Below are 24,312 nucleotides of genomic sequence, written 5' to 3' on the forward strand. Positions count from 1 at the left end.
AATGGCTTTTAAAGATGAAGAACAAGCAAAAGCTTATTGGGCAGAAAACATTTCGCTGTTATTTAAACTATTAGCAGTGTGGTTTATCGTGTCTTTCGGCTTTGGCATATTACTGGTTGATGTACTTAATGAAGTGCGTTTTTTTGGGTTTAAACTTGGCTTCTGGTTCGCCCAGCAAGGCGCGATTTATACCTTTGTTGCTTTGATTTTTGTGTACGTTTTCAAAATGAATACGTTAGATAAAAAATACGGCGTAGACGAATAGGAGCTAAGCAATGGATGTTCAAACACTCACGTTTATAATTGTTGGTTTAAGCTTTGCGCTTTATATCGGCATAGCAATTTGGGCCCGTGCGGGTTCAACTAAAGAGTTTTATGTAGCAGGCGGCGGCGTACCTCCTCTTGCTAATGGTATGGCAACGGCTGCTGATTGGATGAGCGCCGCGTCGTTTATTTCAATGGCGGGTATTATTTCGTTTGCAGGTTACGATGGCAGCGTTTACTTAATGGGGTGGACAGGTGGTTATGTACTATTAGCCATGTGTTTAGCGCCTTACTTACGTAAATTCGGCAAGTTTACTGTGCCAGACTTTATTGGCGACCGTTACTACTCACGCACCGCGCGTTTAGTGGCAATTGTATGTGCCATATTCATTTGTTTTACTTACATTGCAGGGCAAATGCGTGGTGTAGGCGTCGTATTTTCACGCTTTTTAGAAGTAGAAATTGAAACCGGTGTTTACATTGGTATGGTGATTGTATTCTTTTATGCGGTACTTGGCGGCATGAAAGGCATTACCTACACACAAGTAGCGCAGTATTGTGTACTTGTATTTGCCTACCTTGTACCAGCCATTTTTATCTCGATGATGATGACGGGTCACTTCTTCCCACAAACCGGTTTTGGTGCCACATTAATTGGCAGCGATGGCGTGTACGTACTTGATAAACTAGACGGCTTAAGCGCTGAACTTGGTTTTGCGCAATATACCGAAGGCTCTAAGAGCATGATTGACGTGTTCGCTATTACTGGCGCGTTAATGGTAGGTACTGCTGGTTTACCACACGTAATTGTTCGCTTTTTCACTGTACCTCGCGTAAAAGACACGCGTATTTCTGCAGCATGGACACTTGTGTTCATCGCGATTGTTTATACTACAGCACCTGCGGTTGCAGCCTTTGCTCGAGTAAACATGGTTGATACTATTAATGGTAAAGACGGTAGCGGTACAGCTTACGCAGAAGCACCAGGATGGATTAAAAACTGGGAACGCACAGGTTTAATTACATTTGATGATAAAAACGGCGATGGCAAAATGTTCTACACGGCGGGTAAAATCACCGATCCGAACAGTGCTAACGAAGTAAACGTAGACCGCGACATTATGGTATTAGCAAATCCAGAGATTGCTAACTTACCAGCATGGGTAATCGCACTTGTAGCTGCTGGTGGTATTGCCGCTGCACTTTCTACAACAGCAGGTTTACTATTGGTTATTTCGACCTCCGTTTCGCACGATTTACTCAAGCGAACTCTCAAGCCCGATATTACCGACAAGCAAGAGTTACTTGCAGCGAGGTTGGCAGCCATGGTCGCTATTGTTATCTCCGCGTACTTTGGTATTAACCCGCCTGGGTTTGTGGCATCGGTAGTGGCATTTGCATTCGGCTTGGCGGCAGCGAGTTTCTTCCCAGCAATTATTATGGGTATATTCTCTAAAACAATGAACCGCGAAGGCGCAATTGCAGGCATGGTAACGGGTATTGGCTTTACCGCTGCATATATCATTTTCTTCAAGTTTGTTAGCCCAGAGCTAAACAGCCCTGAAAACTGGTTCTTAGGTATTTCGCCTGAAGGTATTGGCTTAATTGGTATGATTATTAACTTTGCAGTAGCTGCAATTGTTCTTAAGTTTACTAAACCTACACCGGTTGAAATTCAAGAAATGGTTGAAAGCATTCGTAACCCTAAAGGGTCTGCAGAAGCACACGACCACTAGGCTACAATTTATAGATATAGTTTAGAAAACATAAAGCACCCAAAGCCCGACTTTAGTCGGGCTTTTTATTTGTTTAATAAATAAGTACATTAGATTGGTACATCACCATTTAAAGAGCGAATACAATGAGTGTAGAACAACAAGAAATAGCCCAATACGTTTGTTTACAAGCGCCTTTTACTATGCTTGATAGCAGCGTATGCGAATATTTTGTAAATCATCTTGATATTATTTACCTCACCCGCGAAAACCAAACTCAGTGGTTACAAAGTGAAAACCCTAAACTGTTTTTAATTCGCTCTGGTTTGTATGACCTAGTTGATGGTAAGGGCGATGTTGTTACACGCTTAGCGCAAGGTGACTATTTTGGTTTTCCGTCGCTGTTAACCGGTGAGGCAATTCAAAATAGGTTGGAAGTACAAAAAGAGGGCATAGTGTATATGCTCTCTCAAACGCACTTTGATTTTTTACGCAGAGAATATAAATCGTTTGAGCAATACTTTGTACGCGCTCATGCTAACCGGTTGTTGTCATCGCATTATAAAAGTAAAAACGATAGTTGGTCTGAACGTAAAATATCAGAGCTGATGACGCGCACAGCAATTACGCTTACGCCCGATGCAAGTATTAGGCAAAGCGCTAAAAAAATGAAAGAGCATGGCGTATCGTCAATAATGATAACGCAGCACGCGCACTTAGTTGGGGTTGTGACTGACCGCGACTTACGTAATCGAGTACTTGCCGACGAAGTAGATCCACAAGACGCAGTAAGCAGTATTATGACAGCCAAACCTAAGTTTATATTTGAAAATAACAGGGTGTTTTCGGCGCTGCACTTAATGCTTAAATACAATATTCATCATTTACCCGTGCTTGACGAAAATCATAACCCAATAGGGATGATAACCAGCACCGATTTACTACGCCAACAAAAAAGCGACCCCGTACAGCTTATTGGGCGCATATATAAAGCGCATACTGTTACTGATTTAAAACGCTACGCTAAAGAAATTCCCGAACTTTTGCGTGGTTTTTCGTACAACATTGACGACATATCGCTAATTGGTAAATTACTCAGTGGTTTAACCGATGCGCTTACATCGCGCCTGATTCACTTATTTCAAGAAGAGCATGGCGCAGCGCCAACCAGCTTTAGTTTTATTTGCTTTGGCTCGCAAGCACGCGAAGAACAAACTCTGCATTCAGATCAAGACAACGGCTTGTTACTCCCTAACGACTTAACCACCGAGCAACACGCTTACTTTAAAAGTATGGGGGAGTTTGTATGTGAGAATTTAGTTGAGTGCGGCATTAGGCGTTGCCCAGGTAATATTATGGCAAGCAGTGATGAGTGCCGAATGAGCGTAAACGATTGGAGCGAGCGCTTTTTTAAATGGATAAAAAGCCCCACACCGAATGCAATGCTTAACTGTAAGATATTTTTTGACCTGCGATTTATTGAAGGTTCAAATGCTTTATATACCGCTTTTTGCGAGCAATTAATTCGTATATCGCGTAACGACTTATTCTATGCCGCAATGGCAACCGACATAAGCAGCAACAGCGTGCCAATTGGTTTATTTAATAAATTTAAAACCGAAAAAACAGATCAAAATAATAAATACATAGATTTAAAAAAACGTGGTGTCGTAATTATAAATGACATAGTGCGGTTATACGCTTTAAAAGCGGGTATTAGGCGCGCCAACACACAAGAGCGGTTGGATGCACTACTAAAACATAAACTGATCAGCAAAGAAGATATATACAACCTAAAAGACTGCTGGCGGTTCTTAACGCAGCTTCGTTTGAGTACACAAATAAACGAAGAGGGCTTACCGAGTAATTGCATTAACCCTAATAAATTAAACTCACTAGAGCGCCATCAACTAAAAGAAGCGTTTTACCTTGTTAAACAAGCGCAGCAAGCCGCCGCGTTTAAGTTTGCTCGCGGCAGTTTATAATGATGGATTACTAACATGGTAAAAAAGCTGCTCACTCGGTATTTAAAGCGCCGTAAATTACTAGGTAAAAATGCCTTACAACAACGTTATTTGGTGATTGATTTAGAGCTCACTGGCCTTGATGCAAAACAGCACGAAATTGTATCGGTAGCGTGGGTGATAATAGATAATCAATGTATAAAAATGAGCGAGTCACAGCACCTTATAAATAAAGACGTAAAAAGCCTTGAGCAAAGTCCTGTTTTTCATGGAATTAGCGACGATGCTATAACAAAAGGACAGAGCTTGTGCAGTATATTAACGCAACTAAGCAGCCACTTTAGTGATTGTATTTTAGTGTTTCATAATGCCATGCTCGATTGGGGGTTTTTAAAAATAGCGCTTAAAAATGCCAATATAACTATACGTCCTAAACTCATAATCGACACACTCAATATTGAACAAAAGCGCTTACTGCATCATTCAACTGAAATAAAACAAGATGATTTAACCCTTAATGCTTGCCGCACACGTTATGAGTTACCAAGCTATCATTGCCATCATGCACTGACCGATGCACAAGCCACCGCCGAGTTACTGCTAGCCCAGTGCCATCAAATAAGCCGTGGCAAAGAGTTAAAAGTAGGCGAGTTGACGTAGGTTGGCTGTAGGCGGGGCTTTATGCCGCGCGAGATAAACTCCCGCCTACAATAAAGAGCAGTTTACTTTTATTGTTATCCGTATAACTATAGGTACAGTTACGTAATCATTATTTACTAATTACTTCAAGGAACGAACATGAAACTCATCACTACTATTTTCTTAACCTTATTCCCACTTATCACTTTTGCTAATTCAAGCTTGCCTGCTAATCGCCATATTGCAGTGCAGGGTACTGCAGAGGTATTAGCAAAGCCCGATATGGCTAAGATTTCTTTTGAAGTAATAAGCTTTAAAGACAAATCACTTGATGCTAAACGTGATGTTGATGATCGAGTAAATTTGTTACTTAAAGGATTAAGCAAGTACGGTGTTAAGGAGACGGATGTTTCTGCTACAAGCCTGTTAACTTACAATGATGACGACAAGTTTAATGTCGAGAGCGGTACAGCAATTAATGCAGGATATGTAGCAACAAGAACACTTAAAGTAACATTAAGAAATATTGAAAAGTTGAATGATTTTATCGATTTTGCATTAAGTGTAAAAATTAATGAACTGACGAATATTGAGCTTATGTCTTCAAAAGCCGCGCAGTTAGAAGCTGAAGCAACACAAGGCGCAATAGATAACGCTATAGTTAAAGGGGGTAAGCTTGCTAAAGCATTTGGCGCAGAGCTTGGAAAAATTTACAGCATTAATTCAAATTCTAACCGTTCAAGTTATGGTTATGGCGCAGATAATTTTGAGAGAATAGTTGTAACCGGTTCTAAAGTTACTAGAAATCCATTTGAGCAAGGTAGATACCTGCAAGAAACTATTACATTTAAATCATCAATAAACGTGGTGTTTGATTTAGAAGTAAATGAATAAGTTAAAATTTTCATTTCAAATACATTTTCATAATGTAAGCTGGCTTTAAGTTTTTGATTAATTTGAAGGTAGCCATATTATGAGCGATGAAAATAACACGTTAAAAGCACAAACTGAGGCAAAAATAGCCGCAGGGCGAAAAGGTAATCCTGATTTCATGAAAGGTGTTGATGAAACGATTGCACAAGCAAAAGCGTTTCAGCAAGGTGCTAATGCACTTGATTTAAACCAAAGCGCACCAAGTTTTGAGTTACCAAATCAACATGGTCAATCGGTGCAGTTAACCGAGTTACTTGCTAAAGGACCTGTGGTTGTTACTTTTTATCGTGGAAGTTGGTGTCCGTACTGCAATTTACAGCTCAAAGCGCTTCAAGCACGTTTACCTGAAATTCACGCATTAGGCGCACAATTGGTGGCTATTAGCCCGCAAGTACCCGATGGCTCACTTAGTGATGATGAAATAAGTAAAATGGATTTTTTAGTGTTGAGTGATCAAAATGCCGATGTAGCAGCAAGCTACGGCGTAGCATGGCAAGTACCCACATTTTTACTAGAGCATATGCGAGTAGACCGAGGCCTAGATTTAGAGTCGGTTAACAATGGCAATAGTAGTGTTTTACCGATCCCTGCCACCTTTGTTTTAGATAAACAAGGTAAAGTGACTTGGCGTTATGTTGATGTTGATTATCGTACTCGTTCTGAGCCAGAAGATATAATTAACGCATTGAAAAATTTAGTATAAAAAACTTAATTTAAAAAGTCAGAACCATCGAAGAGCTTGCAATGCGTAAGCTCTTTAACCTTAATTTAAAGTTTCTAATGCTACCCTCTTATAATAATGCTCAAGGTCGATTACAATACAGCCATCTAAAAGGCGTATTGCCTTTATCTGCACGCTAAAAGAGTGGATTTTATATTTCATGGCAATCAAACTTGCAATTAATGGTTTTGGTCGTATTGGTCGAAATATTGTCCGCGCGTTATACGAGTCTGGTTTGAGCGACGATATAAAAATTGTTGCGATTAACGAACTTGCTGATCCTGAAGCTATTGCTCATTTATTAAAATACGACACATCCCACGGTCGTTTTTCTTTTCCTGTAAAACTTGGTGAAGACACCATTAGTGTTGCAGGCGATACCATTGCACTTTTTTGTGAAGAAAACCCAATTGAATTACCTTGGCAAACGCTCGATGTAGACGTTGTACTTGAATGTACAGGTGTTTATCACTCGCGTGAACATGCGCAGTTACATATTACTGCAGGCGCTAAAAAGGTGTTGTTTTCGCATCCGGCTGATAACGATGTTGATGCTACGATTGTGTATGGCATTAACGACGATGAGCTTAAAAGCGAGCACACAATTGTGTCTAACGGCTCGTGTACAACTAACTGTGTTGTGCCGGTTATTAAAGTATTAGATGATGCATTTGGTATTGAGTCGGGCGCTATTACAACGATTCATGCGTCGATGAACGATCAACAAGTGATTGATGGTTATCATCATGATTTACGCCGTACTCGCGCTGCAAGCCAATCAATTATTCCAGTTGATACAAAGCTCGCCCGTGGTATAGACCGTATTTTGCCTAAATTTAAAGGCCGTTTTGAAGCCATCGCCGTACGTGTACCGACTATAAATGTCACGGCAATGGATTTAAGTGTAACAGTTAATACCGATGTAGATTTAAACGCAGTAAATAACGCACTTAAAGCACAAGCAAAAGACCGCTTAGAAGGTATTTTAAGTTATACCGAAGAGCCGCTTGTGTCGGTTGATTTTAATCACGACCCACATTCTTGTATTATTGATGGCACACAAACACGTGTTAGTCACAAACGACTGATAAAGTTATTAGTATGGTGTGATAACGAATGGGGTTTTGCTAATCGTATGCTCGACACAGCGCGTGCTATGATGGCAGTGAATAAGTAATTTATTAATATAATAATTTTAAACGTATTTTTCAGGTTCAGTATCGTTAACTAAGGAGATGTTCATGTCGGTCATAAAAATGGCAGATTTAGATTTAAACGGCAAACGCGTATTAATTCGTGAAGATTTAAATGTACCAGTTAAAGCAGGTAAAGTGACGTCAGATGCGCGTATTCGTGCAGCACTACCTACTATTAAATTAGCGCTTGAGATGGGTGCTAAAGTAATGGTTATGTCACACCTTGGCCGTCCTACGGAAGGGGAATATGATGAAGCGTTTTCGCTAGCACCTGTCGCTGATTACTTGAACGATGCCCTTGAGCAAACTGTACGTTTAGAAAAAGATTACCTAAACGGTGTTGATATTGCTGATAACGAAGTTGTTGTTTTTGAAAATGTGCGCTTTAACAAAGGCGAGAAGAAAAACGACGAAGCGTTATCTAAGCAACTTGCAGCACTGTGTGATGTATATGTAATGGATGCATTTGGTACGGCTCACCGTGCACAAGCATCTACGCATGGCGTTGGCTTATTTGCTGATGTGGCATGTGCAGGTCCATTGTTATCAGCTGAACTAGAAGCGTTAGGCAAAGCACTTGATAACCCAGCTCGTCCATTAGTGGCGATTGTTGGTGGTTCTAAAGTTTCAACTAAGCTAACCGTTTTAGATTCACTTTCTAAAATTGTTGACCAATTAGTTACCGGTGGCGGTATTGCAAATACCTTTATTGCTGCATCAGGTAGCCCAGTTGGTAAATCGCTTTACGAACCTGATTTAATGGATGAAGCGAACCGTTTATGTGCTGCAGCGATTGCTAATAATGGCGAAATTCCGGTACCGACTGACGTAGTTGTTGGTAATGAGTTTTCTGAATCTGCTGTAGCTACGCTTAAAGATGTAAGCGAAGTAACAAGCGACGATATGATTTTTGATATTGGTCCTGATACAGCGAGCAAGCTTGCAAAAATTATTGCAAATGCGGGCACTGTTGTATGGAATGGCCCTGTTGGCGTGTTCGAGTTTGACCAATTTGGTAATGGCACACGTGCTATTGCACAAGCAATTGCTAACTCAAATGCGTTTTCAATTGCTGGTGGTGGTGATACCTTAGCCGCAATTGATAAATACGGCATTGCCGATAAAGTTTCTTATATTTCTACTGGTGGTGGTGCGTTCTTAGAGTTTTTAGAAGGCAAAAAACTTCCAGCAGTTGAAATGCTAGAGTCGCGCGCTAAGTAATTTTAGTGGCGTAAGGTGAGGGGGTAATAGCTCTCACCGACAATTAATTATTAAATACCTCTCACCCTAATTTAATAGTTAATTTAGACGGAATATTACTGCAAAGCAGTGGTTTTTCGTGGCGTTGTTATAACGCCAAACTAACACATCCGTTCAAACTAGATGGTAGGGAACTACTGTCGATAAATTGGAGAATACCCAATGGCTTTAATCAGTATGCGACAACTTTTAGATCATGCAGCAGAGCATGGTTACGGCGTACCTGCTTTTAACGTTAACAATCAAGAGCAAATGCGCGCAATAATGGAAGCGGCTGACAAAACAAACAGCCCAGTAATCGTTCAGGGATCAGCTGGCGCACGTGCTTATGCTGGTGCTCCATTTATTCGTCATATGATTTTAGCAGCCGTTGAAGAATGGCCACATATCCCCGTTGTTATGCATCAAGATCACGGCACATCGCCAGGTGTATGTCAGCGTTCAATTCAGCTTGGTTTTTCATCAGTAATGATGGATGGCTCGTTAATGAGCGACGGTAAAACTCCTTCAAGCTACGAATACAATGTAGAAGTAACGCGCGAAACTGTTGCTATGGCTCATGCTTGTGGCGTATCGGTTGAAGGCGAGCTAGGTGTACTTGGTTCACTGGAAACAGGTGAAGCTGGCGAAGAAGACGGTGTTGGCGCTGAAGGTATACTAACCACTGAGCAAATGCTAACAGACCCTGAAGAAGCGGCTGACTTTGTAAATAAAACACATGTTGATGCACTTGCAATTGCATGTGGTACTTCGCATGGAGCTTATAAATTTACTCGCCCACCAACAGATGACATTTTAGCGATTGACCGCATTAAAGCGATTCATGCACGTATTCCTAACACGCATTTAGTGATGCATGGTTCATCTTCAGTTCCTCAAGAATGGTTAGAAATTATTAATCAGTATGGTGGCGAAATTCCAGAAACTTATGGTGTGCCAGTTGAACAGATTGTTGAAGGCATTAAGTTTGGTGTTCGTAAGGTAAATATTGATACCGATTTACGTTTAGCATCTACCGGTGCTATTCGCCGTCATATGGCGCTTAACCCATCTAACTTCGATCCACGTAAATACCTAGCTGAAGCAACTAAAGCAATGACAGAGATTTGTGTTGCGCGCTATAACTCGTTTGGTACTTCTGGTCAGGCTAGTAAAATTAAGCCAATTTCACTTGATGAAATGCACCTTAAATACTTAAGCGGCGAACTAGACCCTAAAATTAGATAATAGATCAATTTATAATTGATCATTATTAGGGCCTGTTTATCTTTCGAGGTTAAATTTGCAGCAGTATGTTTGGTATTTAGGCAAGGCAGAGCCTATGAAGTGTGGTTATTCCCCATAAATAGGCGATAACGTGGAATAAATGCCAAACATGCGCTGCCCGAAGGGTTCTGCCTAGGGGCAATTTACTCTTTGTTGCCTACATGGATGTAGGTAAGGGGCGTGAGCAGGACGCGGAAGCTTTGCTCGGTTTTTACTTAGCCCGCTAGGTTACAAACCTCACGCCGCGATTAAATCGCCCCTAGATTGAACAAATTTTAATCCTGAAAGGTCAACAGGCCCTAAGCCAGTAACTTTGTTGCTGGCTTTTTTAATGTCAGCCCTTTTTTTATTGCAGGTTACGGCTTCTATTGATCAGATCGCTGTACTATCAACGCCGTACTTTGGGATCACGCATTTACTAACACAGCCTTTTCGGATCATTACTTTACTAAGCCAAATACACTTTTTCGCTATTTTAGGCTCTGAGATAATTTGATCGTTATTTATTTGTATAAACAATCAACAACTTATGGCTTTGACTAGGTACAACTCTGATCTGAGAGTGGATCGGCTTGGTAAAAATCTGATCCTTTATTTTGGGCTTAGTAAAATTTAGATCTATTTTTAAACGTATTGATTGTTACACAGGCGGGTTTGTTAATTTTAAAATAGCTTTAAAGTTACTTTTAAACGATCGATCTGTAAAAAAGTCTTGGTTAGTAAAACAATGATCCCAGTTAATTTTGTATTATTTAATGATTCAACTAGCGACAAAAAGCAGATAATTTCAAAAATTAGCTATTTTATAAATTTATCGTAAATCTCTTTTTATTACGTTAAATATTAAAAAGGTTTTAAAAATATGACGTTAATGAGGTTTTTTGTCACTAATTTGTGTTTTTTTTACCACCATTTTAATTTACACGTTACACTTTCATAAAAATGTCATACTTAGTCATAATAATGAAAACTAATTCGATAGCGTAAGAGATAAATTGGAATGTCACGTAAAGTACTAGTCGTAGATGACGAAGCTCCTATCAGGGAGATGTTGGTTTTTGTTTTAGAGCAAAATGGATTTCAAGCAATTGAAGCAGAAGATTACGACTCTGCTATTGCAGCTATGGTTGAACCTTACCCAGATATGGTTTTACTTGATTGGATGTTACCAGGTGGAAGCGGTATTCAAATTGCTAAAAAGTTTAAGCAAAACGAACACACCCGCCAAATCCCAATTATTATGCTTACAGCCCGTGGCGAAGAAGAAGACAAAGTACGCGGTCTTGAAGTAGGTGCTGACGATTACGTAACTAAGCCGTTTTCTCCTAAAGAGCTTATGGCGCGTATTAAAGCGGTTATTCGCCGTGTATCGCCAACCTCATTAGAAGAAGCTATTGAAGTACATGGCCTGCGTTTAGACCCTATTTCGCATCGTGTTACCTCAGAAGGTAACGAGCTTGATATGGGGCCAACCGAATTTAGATTACTGCACTTTTTTATGACTCACCCAGAGCGTGTTTATAGCCGTGAACAACTGCTTGATCATGTATGGGGAACTAATGTTTACGTAGAAGATCGCACGGTTGATGTGCACATTCGTCGTCTGCGTAAAGCAATTGGCCCACTTGGACATGACCGTTTGGTGCAAACTGTACGTGGTGCTGGATATCGTTTTTCAAGTAAGCTGTGATCAGCTTAAAGCTTAGCTAATGTATGAAATACGCATGTATTACTACTCTAAGGTAAAGTGAGTGTATGTATCGAGTTGTTAATAAGCAGGCGTTAGTAAAGCGCCTGTTTATCTATTTTTTACCCTTACTATTAATTGGTGTGCTAGTTGGCGCGCCATTTTTGCTTTTATTTTTAGGATCTTTTTCCCTCCTTATTTGGCACTACCATCAACTTTATCGTTTGAGCGATTGGCTACTTAATCAACGTAGCTTTAATCCACCTGAGGGCGAGGGTGCATGGGAGCAAGTGTTTGAAGGTATTTATCATCTACAGCACCGTAATCGTAAAAAACGTAATGAGCTTGCTGATTTAATTCGTCGCTTTCGCGATGGGGCTGAAGCAGTACCTGATGCGGTAGTGGTACTGCAAAATGATTTAAGTATTGTGTGGTGTAATCAACTAGCGCTTAAAGTGCTTGGTTTGCAGTGGCCAACCGATCATGGTCAGCGTCTTGATAATTTAATTCGCGAACCTAAGTTTGCTAAATACATGCACAAAGGTGAATTTGACGACGCGCTTGAGCTGGATAACGGCCATAGCATTGAGCAAGTACTAGAATTTAGGGTAATGCCTTATGCAAGCACGCAACTTATGGTTGTTGTGCGTGATGTAACGCGCTTAAAACAGCTAGAACAGATGCGTAAAGACTTTGTAGCCAATGTGTCACACGAACTACGTACACCGCTTACAGTGGTTACTGGCTATCTTGAGATGATGGATGGCGACATGATGCCGCCGCCAGCAATGTGGAACAAAGCGCAAAATACTATGCTTGAACAATGCAAGCGCATGGATAGCTTAGTCAGCCAATTATTATCGCTTTCGCGTATTGAAGGTGCACGGCGCCAAGACAACGATAAAGCTATAAATGTGCCGCAATTACTTGGTTATATTCACACTGAGGCAAACTCAATTAATCAAGACAAAGGCCATGAGCTTATTTTTAATATTGATAAAACCCTCGATATTAAAGGCTCTGAGGATGAACTGCGTAGTGCGTTTTCTAATTTAGTATTTAACGCCATTCATTACACTAAACCCGGTGGCAAAGTGGAAGTATGTTGGCAGCGCAAAAACAATAAAGCGTGTTTTAGTGTTACCGATAATGGTGATGGTATTGCGCCAGAGCATATTAACCGTTTAACTGAGCGTTTTTATCGTGTTGATAAAGCCCGCAGCAGAACAACAGGTGGCTCAGGTTTAGGGCTTGCGATTACAAAACATGTACTAACGCGCCACGATAGTAAATTAAATATTAGCAGTGAAGTTAACAAAGGTTCGTGTTTTTCTTTCGAATTTTCAATAGATAAGACAGTTTCGCTAGCTAAGTAATTAGGCTGAAAAGCAAAGTCATAAAAGTGTCATTTAAGAGTAATGTAACTGTCATGTACTCACTTTAGAGTGGGCAGCAGTTAGAAAATGGGACGAACAAACCGGAGAACCCTACATGAAATTTAAAAACTTAGTTGCCGCAATGGGTGTGGCTGTTACAACTTTCGTATCTGCACAAGCAGTTGCTTTAGATCAAAATATTCCTGAGTATCAAAAAATTAGTGGTGTTTCAGGTAACTTCTCATCAGTAGGTTCTGACACTTTAGCCAACATGATGACGTTCTGGGCTGAAGAGTACAAACGTATTTACCCAAATGTAAATATTCAAATTCAAGCGGCAGGTTCTTCTACTGCGCCACCGGCACTTACCGAAGGTACAGCTAACCTAGGTCCAATGAGCCGTAAAATGAAATCAAAAGAAATCGAAGCGTTCGAAAAACGTTACGGTTATAAGCCAACAGAAGTTCGCGTAGCTATTGATGCACTTGCTGTATTTGTACATAAAGATAACCCAATTGAAGGTCTTCGTATTGACCAAGTAGATGCTATTTTTTCATCTACTCGTAAATGTGGCGCACCAGAGCAAGTTAATCGTTGGAGCGATGTCGGCCTAACAGGCGATTGGGCTGCTAAAGACGTTCAGCTTTATGGACGTAACTCAGTGTCAGGTACTTATGGCTACTTTAAAAAGAAAGCACTGTGTAAAGGTGATTTCCGTAATAACGTAAATGAGCAACCGGGTTCTGCATCGGTAGTACAGTCAATTTCATCTTCATTAAATGCAATTGGTTACTCTGGTATTGGCTATAAAACATCGGGCGTACGTACAGTACCGCTTGCTAAAAAAGGCGATAACTTTGTTGATGCAACACTTGATAACGTTGCGCAAGGTAAATACCCGCTATCGCGCTTTTTATATGTTTATGTGAATAAACACCCGAATAAGCCGCTATCACCTATGGAAGAACAATTTTTAAGAATGGTACTTTCAAAAGATGGTCAGCAAATTGTAGAAAAAGATGGTTATGTACCACTTTCTGCAAAGCTAGTAAAAACAGAACTTAAAAAGCTTGGTTTGAACTAATACCAATTGCATTAAATTAGTGAGTTATTATAGCGATAAGAAAATAGCGCAATAACAAGGCTAAAATTATGATACATAGTTGTTCTATATAAATAATTTTTAACGTAGTTAGTGAGTTATTTAATACGCTAGAATGGTCATGTTTTTAATAAAATTGGTATGATAAACCATAGGCAATAAAAAACCGCTCACTGAGCGGTTTTTTTATGCCTAAAACTAAAAACTTTAAGGAATTAAATATTACCTAATTTTTCGGCTTGTGCTTTACATTGATTATAGCTCTCAACACATTTACCAGAGCATACTTGCTGTTTTAAGCCCTCAGCAGTTGTTTGCTGTTCACATGTACTTTCGCATTGGTAATTTTGTTGAGCACACTGATTCATTTCAGGGTTTTCAACTTGGTTTTGGCAACCTACTAATAGTGCAAAAGTAAGGGCGACTACGCTTGTTTTTATTAAAGTGTGCATGCTTCTTATCCTTAAAATGGAGTCGCAATAATATTAAATTTCGACTTGAATATTGTCGATCAATCTAACACCACCAAAATAGGCTGCGGCTAAAATAACAAATTGAGTATCTTCGATTGTAGCAGTTTTTAATGTATCTCGTTGAGCAATCTCAAAATAGTCTGGCTTTAGGCCAGCTTGCTCTAAGCTCTGTTTAGCTAAGCTTTCAAGTTTTACGAAGTCTTTTTCGCCGCTTTTAAGTTGCTCAGCGCATGTATTAAGTGCTTTAAATAATACGGTTGCAGTCGCTTTTTGCTCATCAGATAAGTAACCATTACGCGAGCTCATAGCAAGGCCAGAAACTTCTCGCATTGTAGGTACACCAATAACTTCGACCGGAATTGATAGGTCGCGCGCCATGGTTTTAATTACTTGCAGTTGCTGAAAATCCTTTTCACCAAAGCAGGCGTAATCGGGTTGTACAAGATTAAATAATTTTGTAACTACCGTGGCAACACCTCTAAAGTGACCAGGGCGTGAGCCACCACAGTAACCTAATGAAATATCAGGCACATCTACAAAGCTCTGTGCGCCAAGTCCATTTGGATAAATTGTCTCTACACTTGGGGTAAATACAATATCAGTGCCTAGTTCTGCAAGGCCTTGTTTATCTTCGTTTAGTGTACGAGGATAGTTATCTAAATCTTCGTTAGCACCAAATTGCATTGGGTTAACAAAAATACTCACAACGACTTTATCGGCTAAGTTTTTTGCTTTTTCTACTAGCGAAAAATGCCCACGGTGCAAGTTGCCCATCGTTGGCACAAGTGCCACGCTAAGACCCGCTTGGCGCCATGCTTTAATTTGACTACGTAACGATCTGATTTCAGTAATTGACTGCATTATTTAAACTCGTGTTCAGCGCTTGGAAACGCGCCATTTTTAACGTCTGTACAATACTTTTGAACGGCTGCAGGCATATTGCCTGTTTCGAGCAAAAAGTTTTTAGAAAATTTAGGAATGTAACCTGCTGAAATACCAACAAGGTCATGCATTACCAGTATTTGGCCGTCTGTTAAACTGCCCGCACCAATACCAATTGTTGGGATGCTTAGGGCGTCTGTAATGCGTTTTGCCAGTGCACTTGGAATACATTCAAGTACTAATAATTGTGCGCCAGCAGCTTCTAGTGCTTTTGCGTCATCAATCATTTTTTGTGCTTGAGCTTCTTCACGACCTTGTATTTTAAAGCCACCAAATACATGTACTGACTGTGGTGTAAGGCCTAAATGCCCGCAAACTGGAATACCTTGTTGAGTAAGCGTTTTAATGCTCTCGTAAAGCCATTCTCCGCCTTCAAGCTTAATCATGTTTGCGCCAGCGCGCATAAGCTCAGCTGCATTTTTACAAGTATCACTTACGCTTGAGTAGGTCATAAAAGGTAAGTCAGCAATTACAAATAATTCGCGGCTACCAGCGCGTACACAGCGGGTATGATATGCAATATCTTGATTGGTTACGCCAAGGGTGTCATCGCCGCCTTGTAGTACCATGCCCAAAGAGTCGCCCACTAAAATAACTTCAACGCCGTTATCATGAAATAACTTTGCAAAACTAGCGTCGTAGGCTGTTAATGCAGTAATTTTGTTATTTTCTGCTTTCATTTTATTTAAAGTAGAAACGGTTATTTTAGACATAATATCCTCGCAGGCAAAAGCCTAGGTTAATTACAGAGGTAATTGTTGTAAGTCGTTGAGCGGTAAATTATTTGCAATGGTTTTTAATGCAATGCCGCTAGGTAAAATAAGTTCAGGTGCAAGCTCTAATAGTGGATAAACCACAAACTCGCGATTATTCAAACCATAATGAGGCACAGTTAAGCGCACCGTATTTATAATTTGATCATCAAATAATAGAGTATCTATATCAAGAGTGCGCGGACCCCAACGTTCAGCCTTTCTTACTCGACCATGCTCAAGTTCAATACGTTGCGTTAAATCAAGTAATTGCTCTGGCTCAAGGGTCGTTTTAATGCACGCTACTGCATTGATATAGTCTGGTTGATCTTGTGGGCCCATAGGCTTACTTGCATAGTAATGCGATACGTTTATAAATTCACAATTAGGCAGCTTTTTAAGCGCGATTACCGCGTTATCAAGCTGCTCTTTTGGTGAGTTTAGGTTGGCACCTAAACCCAAATAAACACAGTGCATGTTATTACTCAGCTGGCTTTTTAGTAGGTCGACGGCGCTTTCGCGGCTTAGGACCACCTTGATGGCCTAAGTTTTTAACCATCTCTTTTTGGCCGTTTATATCTTGGCTTAAGTATTGTGTCCACCACTGGGCAAGCTCAGTATGCTGTGTTTCGCCTGCATCTACGCGTAAGAGTAAAAAGTCGTAGGCGGCTTTAAAGCGAGGTTGCTGCGTTAGTCTGTAAGCACGTTGGCCTGCGCGTTTATCCAAACGGTGCTGAATATGCCAAATATCGCGAGCACCTAAAGTAAAGCGTTTAGGAACCGCAATGTGTTGTGAGTTATCGCTTAGTACTTTATTCATTGCTTGTGCGAAAGCATCGTATTCTGCAAGTTGCTCTTGGCTTTGAATCTTTTTAGTACGTTCAAGCAGCGGGAACCAAAGTAGTGCGGCAAAAATAAACGCTGGTGTTACTTTTTTATCGGCATTAATACGTTTGTCGGTATTTTGAAACATTTGCTGAATAAGCGTGTGTTCTAAGCCACTTGGGTTTTTATCTAAGATTTTATCAAGCTCAGGAAACAGTGAGCGGAATAAGCCGTATTTACGCAGCATTAAAAAGTTGGCTTCGGCCTTGCCATTTAAAAACAGCTTAAGAATTTCTTCAAATAAACGTGCTGGCGGAATGTTATCAAGCAAACTTGCAAGCTCACTAATTGGCTTTTCACTTTTAGGCGCAATGCTCATATCAAGTTTAGTAGCAAAGCGAACTGCACGTAACATACGAACAGGGTCTTCGCGGTAACGCGTTTCAGGGTCGCCGATTAGCTCAATTTGTTTAGCTTTAATTGCCGCTAAGCCGTTGGCGTAATCGTGAATACTAAAATCTTTGATTGAGTAATAAAGTGCATTGATTGAAAAGTCGCGGCGTTCTGCATCTTCTTCAATACTGCCAAATACGTTGTCACGTAGTAATTGGCCTTCATCGCTTGATTGGCTTATTTGATTTTTGTCTTCTTGCGCTTCGTGGTGGCCACGCATAGTCGCCACTTCAATAATTTCACGGCCAAATACAATATGTGCTAAACGAAAGCGACGACCAATAAGGCGACAGTTTCTAAATAGTTTTTTTACTTGATCTGGCGTGGCATTAGTAACTACGTCAAAATCTTTTGGCTGTTGGCCTAACAATATATCGCGAATACAACCACCAACAAGGTAGGCATCGTAGCCACCGTCTTTTAAGCGGTATAATACTTTGATTGCATTTGGGCTAAATTGTTTGCGAGAAATACCATGCTCACCACGAGTGACAACAATAGGTTCACTGCTTACAGAAGCGCTTTCGGCACTGGTATTCGGGCCGATTATTTGTCGGCAAAATTGAAAAAGCTTGGAAATAATAGTCTGTCTCCTAGAAGGTGTGATTGACTCTGCATCGCAATCAAAAGTTACAGCAAATGGGGCGGTTAAAGCCCAGTACAAGCTGTTTGACGTAATTAGCATATATTTAGGCGGCTATCATATACCAGCAGGGTTTAAAAATTAAGTTGATGTGTTGAAATTAAGCCGTTTTTAGCTATTTTATTTACTTAAATGTGTAAATTGGACTTTCTGACTACGTGGATGCTGAGAAATTTGTATTTCGGATACTTGTGGTACCTGTTTTAAGCTAAAGTTTTTAATTCCCCAAGCGATTAATTGTTCAATATTTAAATCGATTAAATCAGCTATAACAGGCAATCCTAAAAATTCAAATGCACTAATTAAAGCAGGCTTTGGATTTTGTTTGCTAATGGCAGGAGCATAATTTTGTTTAGACAATTTGAAACCAGGCTTGGCAACCGCTAAAGGTAAATGAGCAAATTCAGGCACAGGGCTATCGAGTTGTTTAAATAAACTAATTTGCCGTGCGGTTGGCTCAATTAAATCAGCACCTCTTACAATTCGATTAATCTCTTGATCAATATCATCGACGACCACAACAAGTTGATATGCAAATAAGTCATCGCTGCGTTTAATTAAGTAATCTTCATGGGAAAGGGCGCTATTTACCGTTATATCACCCTGAATTAAATCATTAAATTGAGTCGTTGGATGTTGCTGAACTAAGCGAAGCGCACCAGATTGAGTATTATGATTAAGTGTTTGGCAATGCCCCTGATAAATACCGCCAATGGCTTTTATTTGTTTGCGAGTACAGGTGCAACCATAAACAAGGTTTTGTTTTAAAAGTGAGTGGGTAATATCTTGGTATAAAGGCAGACGCTGCGTTTGATATACAACAGGTTCGTCCCAGTGAAGGGCGTAGGCATGTAAGGTATTAAGAATATCGGAGTCGGCGTTTTTAACCACGCGCGTAGTGTCAATGTCTTCTATACGAACTAACCAATCTCCTTGGTTAGCTTTTGCATCTAGATAACTACCCACAGCCGCTACAAGTGAGCCAAAATGTAATGGCCCAGAAGGAGACGGTGCAAAACGACCGCGATATTTACGCATAGGCGCAGTAACGGCTGTAGGAGACATAACTAATTAATAAGTATTAATTAGCCGCGTCCAGATTGCTTTTCTTTGATTTCTGCAAGTGTTTTGCAGTCTACGCATAAATCGGCAGTAGGACGTGCTTCTAAGCGACGTATGCCAATTTCGATGCCACAAGACTCACAAAAGCCAAAATCATCTTCTTTAATCAAATTAATTGTTTTTTCAATTTTTTTGATTAATTTACGTTCGCGGTCACGAGTACGAAGTTCTAAAGAGAACTCTTCTTCTTGTGCAGCGCGGTCAACTGGGTCAGGAAAGTTAGCAGCTTCGTCTTGCATGTGTGATTTAGTACGATCAACTTCGTTACGTAAATCATTACGCCAAGTTTCTAAAATCGCTCTAAAATGAGCACGTTGTGCATCATTCATGTACTCTTCGCCTGGTTTTTCTTGGTATGGTTCTAAACCGGCTTGAGCCAATAAACCATGTTTCTTTTGGTCTGGCATAACTCTCTCCTAAATCCTTAATTTAATGCCTCAGCATTAGCCGGCGGTATAAATAACAGAATCTTATATCCTAGGCAAATTTATTTTTAATTAATCGAATTAGCTTCAACCATGCTTACTGAGTAAAAAGTGTATTAATAGTCTATTTACACTTTTAATTAATTCACATATTCGCTTTCTAAAACTTGCCTTGTTATGTGGGCAAAAGCTTTAAAAACAAGTTAATTTTTATAATTCACTTTGTATAACTTTTTTTAATTTGAGTACTTTGCTTATTTTGCAAATTACGCTTAGTTCAATCCCTTGGTTTAATACACTATTGTGCAAATACTATTTTTTTATGAAGTAAAACTTCATTAGCAGAAATTGTGGCCTTGTATGCTAATACTTCAACGCCGGCTATTATTGCTTGGCTTAATAGCGTGGCGTATTTTTTATCAATATGCGCAGCTGCACTTACTGTATTTATTCCTTCATGCAAAACAGCGAACAGTAATACTGCTCGGTGGCCTTGTTCGATCATTTCTATTAGTTCGCGAATATGTTTTTGTCCGCGCAGTGTTTGCGCATCAGGAAAGTAGCCTTGCCCGCTTTGTGGTGCATCTTCGCTTAATAATGTGACTGATTTAACTTCTACGTAGCAATCAGGCTTATTTTCGTCTGTGAGTAAAAAGTCGATTCTGCTGTTTTCGCTGCCGTACTTTACTTCGCTTTGCAATTGACTGTAGTCGAGTAGCTCGCTTATCACATTATTGTTTATTGCTTCTTCTACTACTTTATTGGCCACCGCTGTATTTACACAAATAAGCTGCGATAAGTTATTTTGCGTAAGCTCTAATGAATGCGGGTATTTTCGTTTTGCGTTATCGCTTGTTGAATAAAAAGCAGCAAAACCCGGCTCTGCGCATCCCGTCATTTTACCTGTATTAGCACAGTGGGCGGTAAATTCACTGCCATCACTTAATTGTAAATCAGCTAAAAAGCGTTTGTAGCGTTTTAATAAGGTGGCAGGTTGCAGAGTTGGCGTGTACTTCATGATAACTTCCAAAGCGTAAATACTGCACAGCAGTGTGGTTTATGTTATTTATCTCAAGCTGTTGGGAACTTAAGCGCTCTATAGTAAACTCGGTGGCACATTTAAGTGCAAGGGTATTCTAACATGAGTGAAAAATTTGTTGTTCAACTAAGCGAACAAGCAGCAGCGAGTCATTGGGGCGATAATGCGTCATTGTCTTTTAATGAGCGCGGTGCAACTGTTCATTTGTCTGAGCAAGAAACATTGAAAAATGTTCAAAAAGCTGGTCGTACTATTGCAATCCAAGGTATTAAAAACGTTGAATTAGCAGGCGATGCTTGGTGTACAGAAAGTCAGTGGGCTTTTTATCAAGGCTTTGTAACACCAAAATCGTTAAACGGTGTTGAGTTTGTTGATAACGCACAATCAGATATTAAAGAACTTGCTCACTTAAAAACGTCAGCAATTTGGGCACGTGAAATGGTTAACGGGACTGCCGATGACATTTACCCAGAAAGCCTTGCTGAAAAAGCGGCTGAGTTTATTCAATCATTAGCGCCTGAGCATGTAAGTTACCAAATTATTAAAGGTGATGCGTTACTAGAACAACAGTGGATTGGTATTCATGCTGTTGGTCGCGGTAGTGTTCGCCCGCCAGTATTGCTTGAGCTTGATTACAACCCAACAGGCGACGAAAATGCACCAGTAAGTGCAGCGCTTGTAGGTAAAGGTATTACGTTTGACTCAGGTGGTTACTCAATCAAATCAAGCGAAGGTATGCTTGGTATGAAGTGCGACATGGGCGGCGCTGCAACAGTAACTGCAGGTTTAGCATTGGCTATTAACCGTGGTATTGAAAAACGTATTAAACTGTTTTTATGTTGTGCTGAGAACTTAATTTCGGGTCATGCATACAAATTAGGTGATATTCTTACTTATAAAAATGGCACGACAGTTGAAATTGTAAACACCGATGCTGAAGGTCGCTTAGTACTTGCCGATGGCCTAATGGCCGCAGGTGAGACTGGCGCTCCACTTATTATTGATGCAGCAACACTAACTGGCGCAGCGCTTGTTGCTGTTGGTCAAGAGTACAATGCATTATTTGCACTTGATAAAGAACTTGTACGTGAAGTTGAGAGTTTTGCATCTCAAGAAATGGAAGCTGCTTGGCCACTTCCTCTTGAAAAATGGCATCAACAAAACTGCCCATCTCCTTATGCTGATACGGCAAATAGCCGTGCGCAAAAAGGTGGCGGTTATGGCGGTGCATCGAATGCTGCAGGCTTTTTATCGCGCTTTGTGCCAAACGATGGCAAAGGCTGGGTACACATCGATTTAGCGGCTGCATTTAACATGGGCAGTACAAGTCAATGGGCAGCGGGTGCAACAACTCAAGGTATGCGTACAGTTGCTCGTACTTTACAAGAAAAAGCATAATATTTACTAAATTACGCTTTTTACGCTAAAAATAGGCACCCTTGGGTGCCTATTTTTTAATTTACAGGCAAGCAATTTTATTTCATTTACGGTAAAATCAGTCGCCAATACCTGTTTGAGTTTAATTTTTGCTTAACTCTAAGCTGCGCTCAAATCTTATATCCACCACTGGGGTTTCTAATTATGTCAGATAAGTGCTACATCACAGCTCAACAGCTGCTTGAAGATTCGTTCCGCGTAGCGGCACAAGTATACCAAGATGGCTTTCGTCCTGATTTTATTATTGGTATTTGGCGAGGTGGTGCACCGATCGGTATTGCTGTTCAAGAATATTACGATTACAAAGGCATTGAGACTGATCACATTGCAGTACGTACATCGTCTTATTACGGTATTGGTAAACAGTCGAAAGAAATTAAAGTACACGGCTTACATTACATTGTAGAGAACGCAAATGCAGGTGATTCATTATTAATTGTTGATGATGTATTTGACTCAGGTCGTAGTATTGTTGCATTAAAAGAAAAGCTTTCAGAGCTTATGCGCTTAAACTTGCCACGTGATATTCGTATTGCATGCCCGTACTACAAGCCAAAAAACTCAAAAGTAGACACTGTTCCAGATTATTATATTCATGAATCTGAAGAGTGGTTAGTGTTTCCGCATGAACTATCGGGTTTAACACCGGATGAAATTATTGCTGGTAAATCTGATCTTGCGAAAATTCATGACATTTTGCTAGAGAAGTAATTAGTAATTTGCATAAATAAAAAAAGGCCGTTAAGGCCTTTTTTTATTTTAAAGCTGAGCAAAGCTATCTACGTATTCACTTAGTTTTGATATATCGACTGCTTGCAAGCCATCGTTACTTCTAAGTACCAAGCCTTTTTCTACGAGTTCTGTAACAACACGTCTGTAAGCTCGCTCAGTGGTAGCAAAACGTTCGGCTTCAGCATTTACAGTTGGGTAGGCTCTAAGTAGCGTAGGGTTGTTGTTCTCGGCCCTTAGTAAGCAATCTTTAGCTATGTTATAGCTAAGTGGTAGTAATAACTTATCTAAATTGATTTTTTGGTTTTCCTGAAACTTAGCCGCAATAGTTTGTGCTGTGTATAAGCTTAGTTCTGGTTTTTCAAGCAGTAGAGCACGCCAATGCCTTAATTCAATAAGGTTATAAGTGACATCGCTAAAGCACGTTACCGTATATATACACGGATTATTATTTAGCGCTTCTATTTCACCAATAAGGGTGTTGTTACAATCCAATTGTCCTAACAGCAGGCGTCGTCCATTACCTACGTCGTAACTAAACGACACAGTGCCACTGCGTACAAGCACAAGCTTGCTTAAAGGCTGATCTTGATGGATCAGAACTTCTTTTTTTGATTGTTGATAGCTACTACCGGCAAAGGTTAAAAGCTGATCAACAAGGTAACTAGAAAAATGGTATTGAAACATCAATGTGCTCTTCGGACATTTGTCCTATTTATTACATCTTAATGACGATAGCATTAAGACACTAAGAATTTACGCTAACTTGCTACTAATATTATTAGCTTTGCTAAGAGTATTATTTTACCTTCATTTCCCGTGTAATGATTTAAGAATTTGCTGGTATTTTCCGGCAAACTTTTTCAGGTTTTTTAAGCAGGTTAGCTTTTTTATTTTGTTGTAACTTTGCAATACTTACAAGTGCTATAAGATAGCAGTACATGTAATGCTAACCTAAAGGCTAGGAGAGAACAATTGAGTTGGGAATATTTAGGTTATATTGCATCAGCTTTATTGGTTGCATCGTTAACAATGACAGATGTAGTAAAACTACGTTGGTACAACATGTTTGGTTGTATTGTATTTACTGCATACGGTGTTGCCATTGGCGCAGTGCCTGTTATTTTTACCAACGGCTTATTGTCGCTTGTAAATTTATATCACATTATAAAAATATATCGCCAACCTAAAGTTGAAGACGCTAAAAGCTAAAATAAGTTATCTGCACAAAGTAAGTTAATGGTTTTAATTAAAATCAAAAATTTCAGCTTTTGTGCAGTCCAGCTTGAAGCGTATATAGATAATCTCATATCACTCTACATAACTTACCTCTGAACCATGCTGTATTC

The 24,312-nt window shown here is 40.0% G+C and carries 24 protein-coding genes; 15 read left to right on the forward strand and 9 right to left on the reverse strand.

What is annotated here, in order from left to right; genetic code table 11:
- Position 1: 1 nt before the first annotated feature.
- From I6F43_RS13995 to I6F43_RS14050, 12 genes are all read left to right on the forward strand, one after another.
- Positions 2-265 (forward strand): DUF4212 domain-containing protein, encoded by a 264-nt coding sequence (locus I6F43_RS13995; protein WP_007377498.1) that lies wholly within the window; start codon positions 2-4, stop codon positions 263-265.
- A gap of 10 nt (positions 266-275) precedes the next feature.
- Positions 276-2,000 carry a sodium:solute symporter family protein gene (locus tag I6F43_RS14000; RefSeq protein ID WP_007587184.1) on the forward strand — a complete coding sequence of 575 codons (1,725 nt, stop codon included), beginning with the start codon at positions 276-278 and terminating at the stop codon, positions 1,998-2,000.
- Positions 2,001-2,125: 125 nt separating this feature from the next.
- On the forward strand, positions 2,126-3,964 hold the full coding sequence (locus I6F43_RS14005; protein WP_197102807.1) for a DUF294 nucleotidyltransferase-like domain-containing protein: 1,839 nt from the start codon (positions 2,126-2,128) through the stop codon (positions 3,962-3,964).
- A 15-nt stretch (positions 3,965-3,979) separates the two neighbouring features.
- Entirely contained in the window at positions 3,980-4,603 is a 624-nt protein-coding gene (locus I6F43_RS14010) for a 3'-5' exonuclease (protein ID WP_197102808.1), read from the forward strand.
- A 138-nt stretch (positions 4,604-4,741) separates the two neighbouring features.
- Complete coding sequence (locus I6F43_RS14015; protein WP_007587181.1) at positions 4,742-5,476, forward strand: SIMPL domain-containing protein; 735 nt, start codon at positions 4,742-4,744, stop codon at positions 5,474-5,476.
- Between the two features lie 79 nt (positions 5,477-5,555).
- A complete protein-coding gene (locus I6F43_RS14020; RefSeq protein WP_024589750.1) occupies positions 5,556-6,218 on the forward strand; it encodes a peroxiredoxin-like family protein in 663 nt (220 codons plus the stop codon).
- 178 nt (positions 6,219-6,396) lie between these two features.
- Positions 6,397-7,413: an erythrose-4-phosphate dehydrogenase gene (gene epd / locus I6F43_RS14025; RefSeq protein ID WP_002961528.1), complete on the forward strand. Its 1,017-nt coding sequence runs from the start codon at positions 6,397-6,399 to the stop codon at positions 7,411-7,413.
- 64 nt (positions 7,414-7,477) lie between these two features.
- Positions 7,478-8,653, forward strand: coding sequence for a phosphoglycerate kinase (locus I6F43_RS14030; RefSeq protein ID WP_007587175.1), 1,176 nt, complete (start codon positions 7,478-7,480; stop codon positions 8,651-8,653).
- 201 nt (positions 8,654-8,854) lie between these two features.
- Positions 8,855-9,919, forward strand: a complete 1,065-nt coding sequence (fba, locus tag I6F43_RS14035) for a class II fructose-bisphosphate aldolase (protein ID WP_007377491.1) — start codon at positions 8,855-8,857, stop codon at positions 9,917-9,919.
- Positions 9,920-10,958: 1,039 nt separating this feature from the next.
- Complete coding sequence (gene phoB, locus I6F43_RS14040) at positions 10,959-11,648, forward strand: phosphate regulon transcriptional regulator PhoB (RefSeq protein ID WP_006791869.1); 690 nt, start codon at positions 10,959-10,961, stop codon at positions 11,646-11,648.
- A 65-nt stretch (positions 11,649-11,713) separates the two neighbouring features.
- Positions 11,714-13,021 (forward strand): phosphate regulon sensor histidine kinase PhoR, encoded by a 1,308-nt coding sequence (phoR, locus tag I6F43_RS14045; RefSeq protein WP_024608321.1) that lies wholly within the window; start codon positions 11,714-11,716, stop codon positions 13,019-13,021.
- Between the two features lie 115 nt (positions 13,022-13,136).
- Entirely contained in the window at positions 13,137-14,105 is a 969-nt protein-coding gene (locus I6F43_RS14050) for a PstS family phosphate ABC transporter substrate-binding protein (protein WP_197102809.1), read from the forward strand.
- Positions 14,106-14,338: 233 nt separating this feature from the next.
- Here I6F43_RS14050 and I6F43_RS14055 read toward each other — a convergent pair whose 3' ends face one another.
- From I6F43_RS14055 to sfsA, 8 genes are all read right to left on the reverse strand, one after another.
- Entirely contained in the window at positions 14,339-14,575 is a 237-nt protein-coding gene (locus I6F43_RS14055; protein ID WP_007587168.1) for a hypothetical protein, read from the reverse strand.
- Positions 14,576-14,608: 33 nt separating this feature from the next.
- Positions 14,609-15,457 carry a pantoate--beta-alanine ligase gene (panC, locus tag I6F43_RS14060; RefSeq protein WP_007587167.1) on the reverse strand — a complete coding sequence of 283 codons (849 nt, stop codon included), beginning with the start codon at positions 15,455-15,457 and terminating at the stop codon, positions 14,609-14,611.
- Positions 15,457-16,251, reverse strand: coding sequence for a 3-methyl-2-oxobutanoate hydroxymethyltransferase (gene panB / locus I6F43_RS14065; protein WP_197102810.1), 795 nt, complete (start codon positions 16,249-16,251; stop codon positions 15,457-15,459). Before panB ends, panC begins: the two co-directional genes overlap by 1 nt.
- Before the next feature lie 30 nt (positions 16,252-16,281).
- Positions 16,282-16,767, reverse strand: coding sequence for a 2-amino-4-hydroxy-6-hydroxymethyldihydropteridine diphosphokinase (gene folK / locus I6F43_RS14070; RefSeq protein ID WP_007587165.1), 486 nt, complete (start codon positions 16,765-16,767; stop codon positions 16,282-16,284).
- Positions 16,768-16,771: 4 nt separating this feature from the next.
- Positions 16,772-18,253, reverse strand: a complete 1,482-nt coding sequence (gene pcnB, locus I6F43_RS14075; RefSeq protein ID WP_231614088.1) for a polynucleotide adenylyltransferase PcnB — start codon at positions 18,251-18,253, stop codon at positions 16,772-16,774.
- A 78-nt stretch (positions 18,254-18,331) separates the two neighbouring features.
- Complete coding sequence (gluQRS, locus tag I6F43_RS14080; protein ID WP_197102812.1) at positions 18,332-19,276, reverse strand: tRNA glutamyl-Q(34) synthetase GluQRS; 945 nt, start codon at positions 19,274-19,276, stop codon at positions 18,332-18,334.
- A gap of 20 nt (positions 19,277-19,296) precedes the next feature.
- The gene (dksA, locus tag I6F43_RS14085; RefSeq protein WP_002962671.1) at positions 19,297-19,740 is read right to left on the reverse strand and encodes an RNA polymerase-binding protein DksA; all 444 of its coding nucleotides are present in this window, start codon (positions 19,738-19,740) and stop codon (positions 19,297-19,299) included.
- A gap of 316 nt (positions 19,741-20,056) precedes the next feature.
- On the reverse strand, positions 20,057-20,776 hold the full coding sequence (sfsA, locus tag I6F43_RS14090) for a DNA/RNA nuclease SfsA (protein ID WP_007587160.1): 720 nt from the start codon (positions 20,774-20,776) through the stop codon (positions 20,057-20,059).
- Between the two features lie 123 nt (positions 20,777-20,899).
- Here sfsA and pepB point away from each other — a divergent pair, with 123 nt between their 5' ends.
- Both pepB and I6F43_RS14100 read left to right on the forward strand, forming a co-directional pair.
- On the forward strand, positions 20,900-22,195 hold the full coding sequence (pepB, locus tag I6F43_RS14095) for an aminopeptidase PepB (protein ID WP_024589754.1): 1,296 nt from the start codon (positions 20,900-20,902) through the stop codon (positions 22,193-22,195).
- A 183-nt stretch (positions 22,196-22,378) separates the two neighbouring features.
- A complete protein-coding gene (locus I6F43_RS14100; protein WP_007377478.1) occupies positions 22,379-22,945 on the forward strand; it encodes a phosphoribosyltransferase in 567 nt (188 codons plus the stop codon).
- Positions 22,946-22,993: 48 nt separating this feature from the next.
- Here the strand turns inward: I6F43_RS14100 and I6F43_RS14105 are convergent, their stop codons facing one another.
- Positions 22,994-23,650 (reverse strand): Crp/Fnr family transcriptional regulator, encoded by a 657-nt coding sequence (locus I6F43_RS14105; RefSeq protein WP_197102814.1) that lies wholly within the window; start codon positions 23,648-23,650, stop codon positions 22,994-22,996.
- A 288-nt stretch (positions 23,651-23,938) separates the two neighbouring features.
- Here I6F43_RS14105 and I6F43_RS14110 point away from each other — a divergent pair, with 288 nt between their 5' ends.
- The gene (locus I6F43_RS14110) at positions 23,939-24,175 is read left to right on the forward strand and encodes a YgjV family protein (RefSeq protein ID WP_002962663.1); all 237 of its coding nucleotides are present in this window, start codon (positions 23,939-23,941) and stop codon (positions 24,173-24,175) included.
- Positions 24,176-24,312 lie beyond the last annotated feature (137 nt).

Source organism: Pseudoalteromonas sp. NZS71_1 (assembly GCF_015864305.1).
In the GTDB taxonomy this organism is placed as follows: Bacteria; Pseudomonadota; Gammaproteobacteria; order Enterobacterales; family Alteromonadaceae; genus Pseudoalteromonas; species Pseudoalteromonas arctica.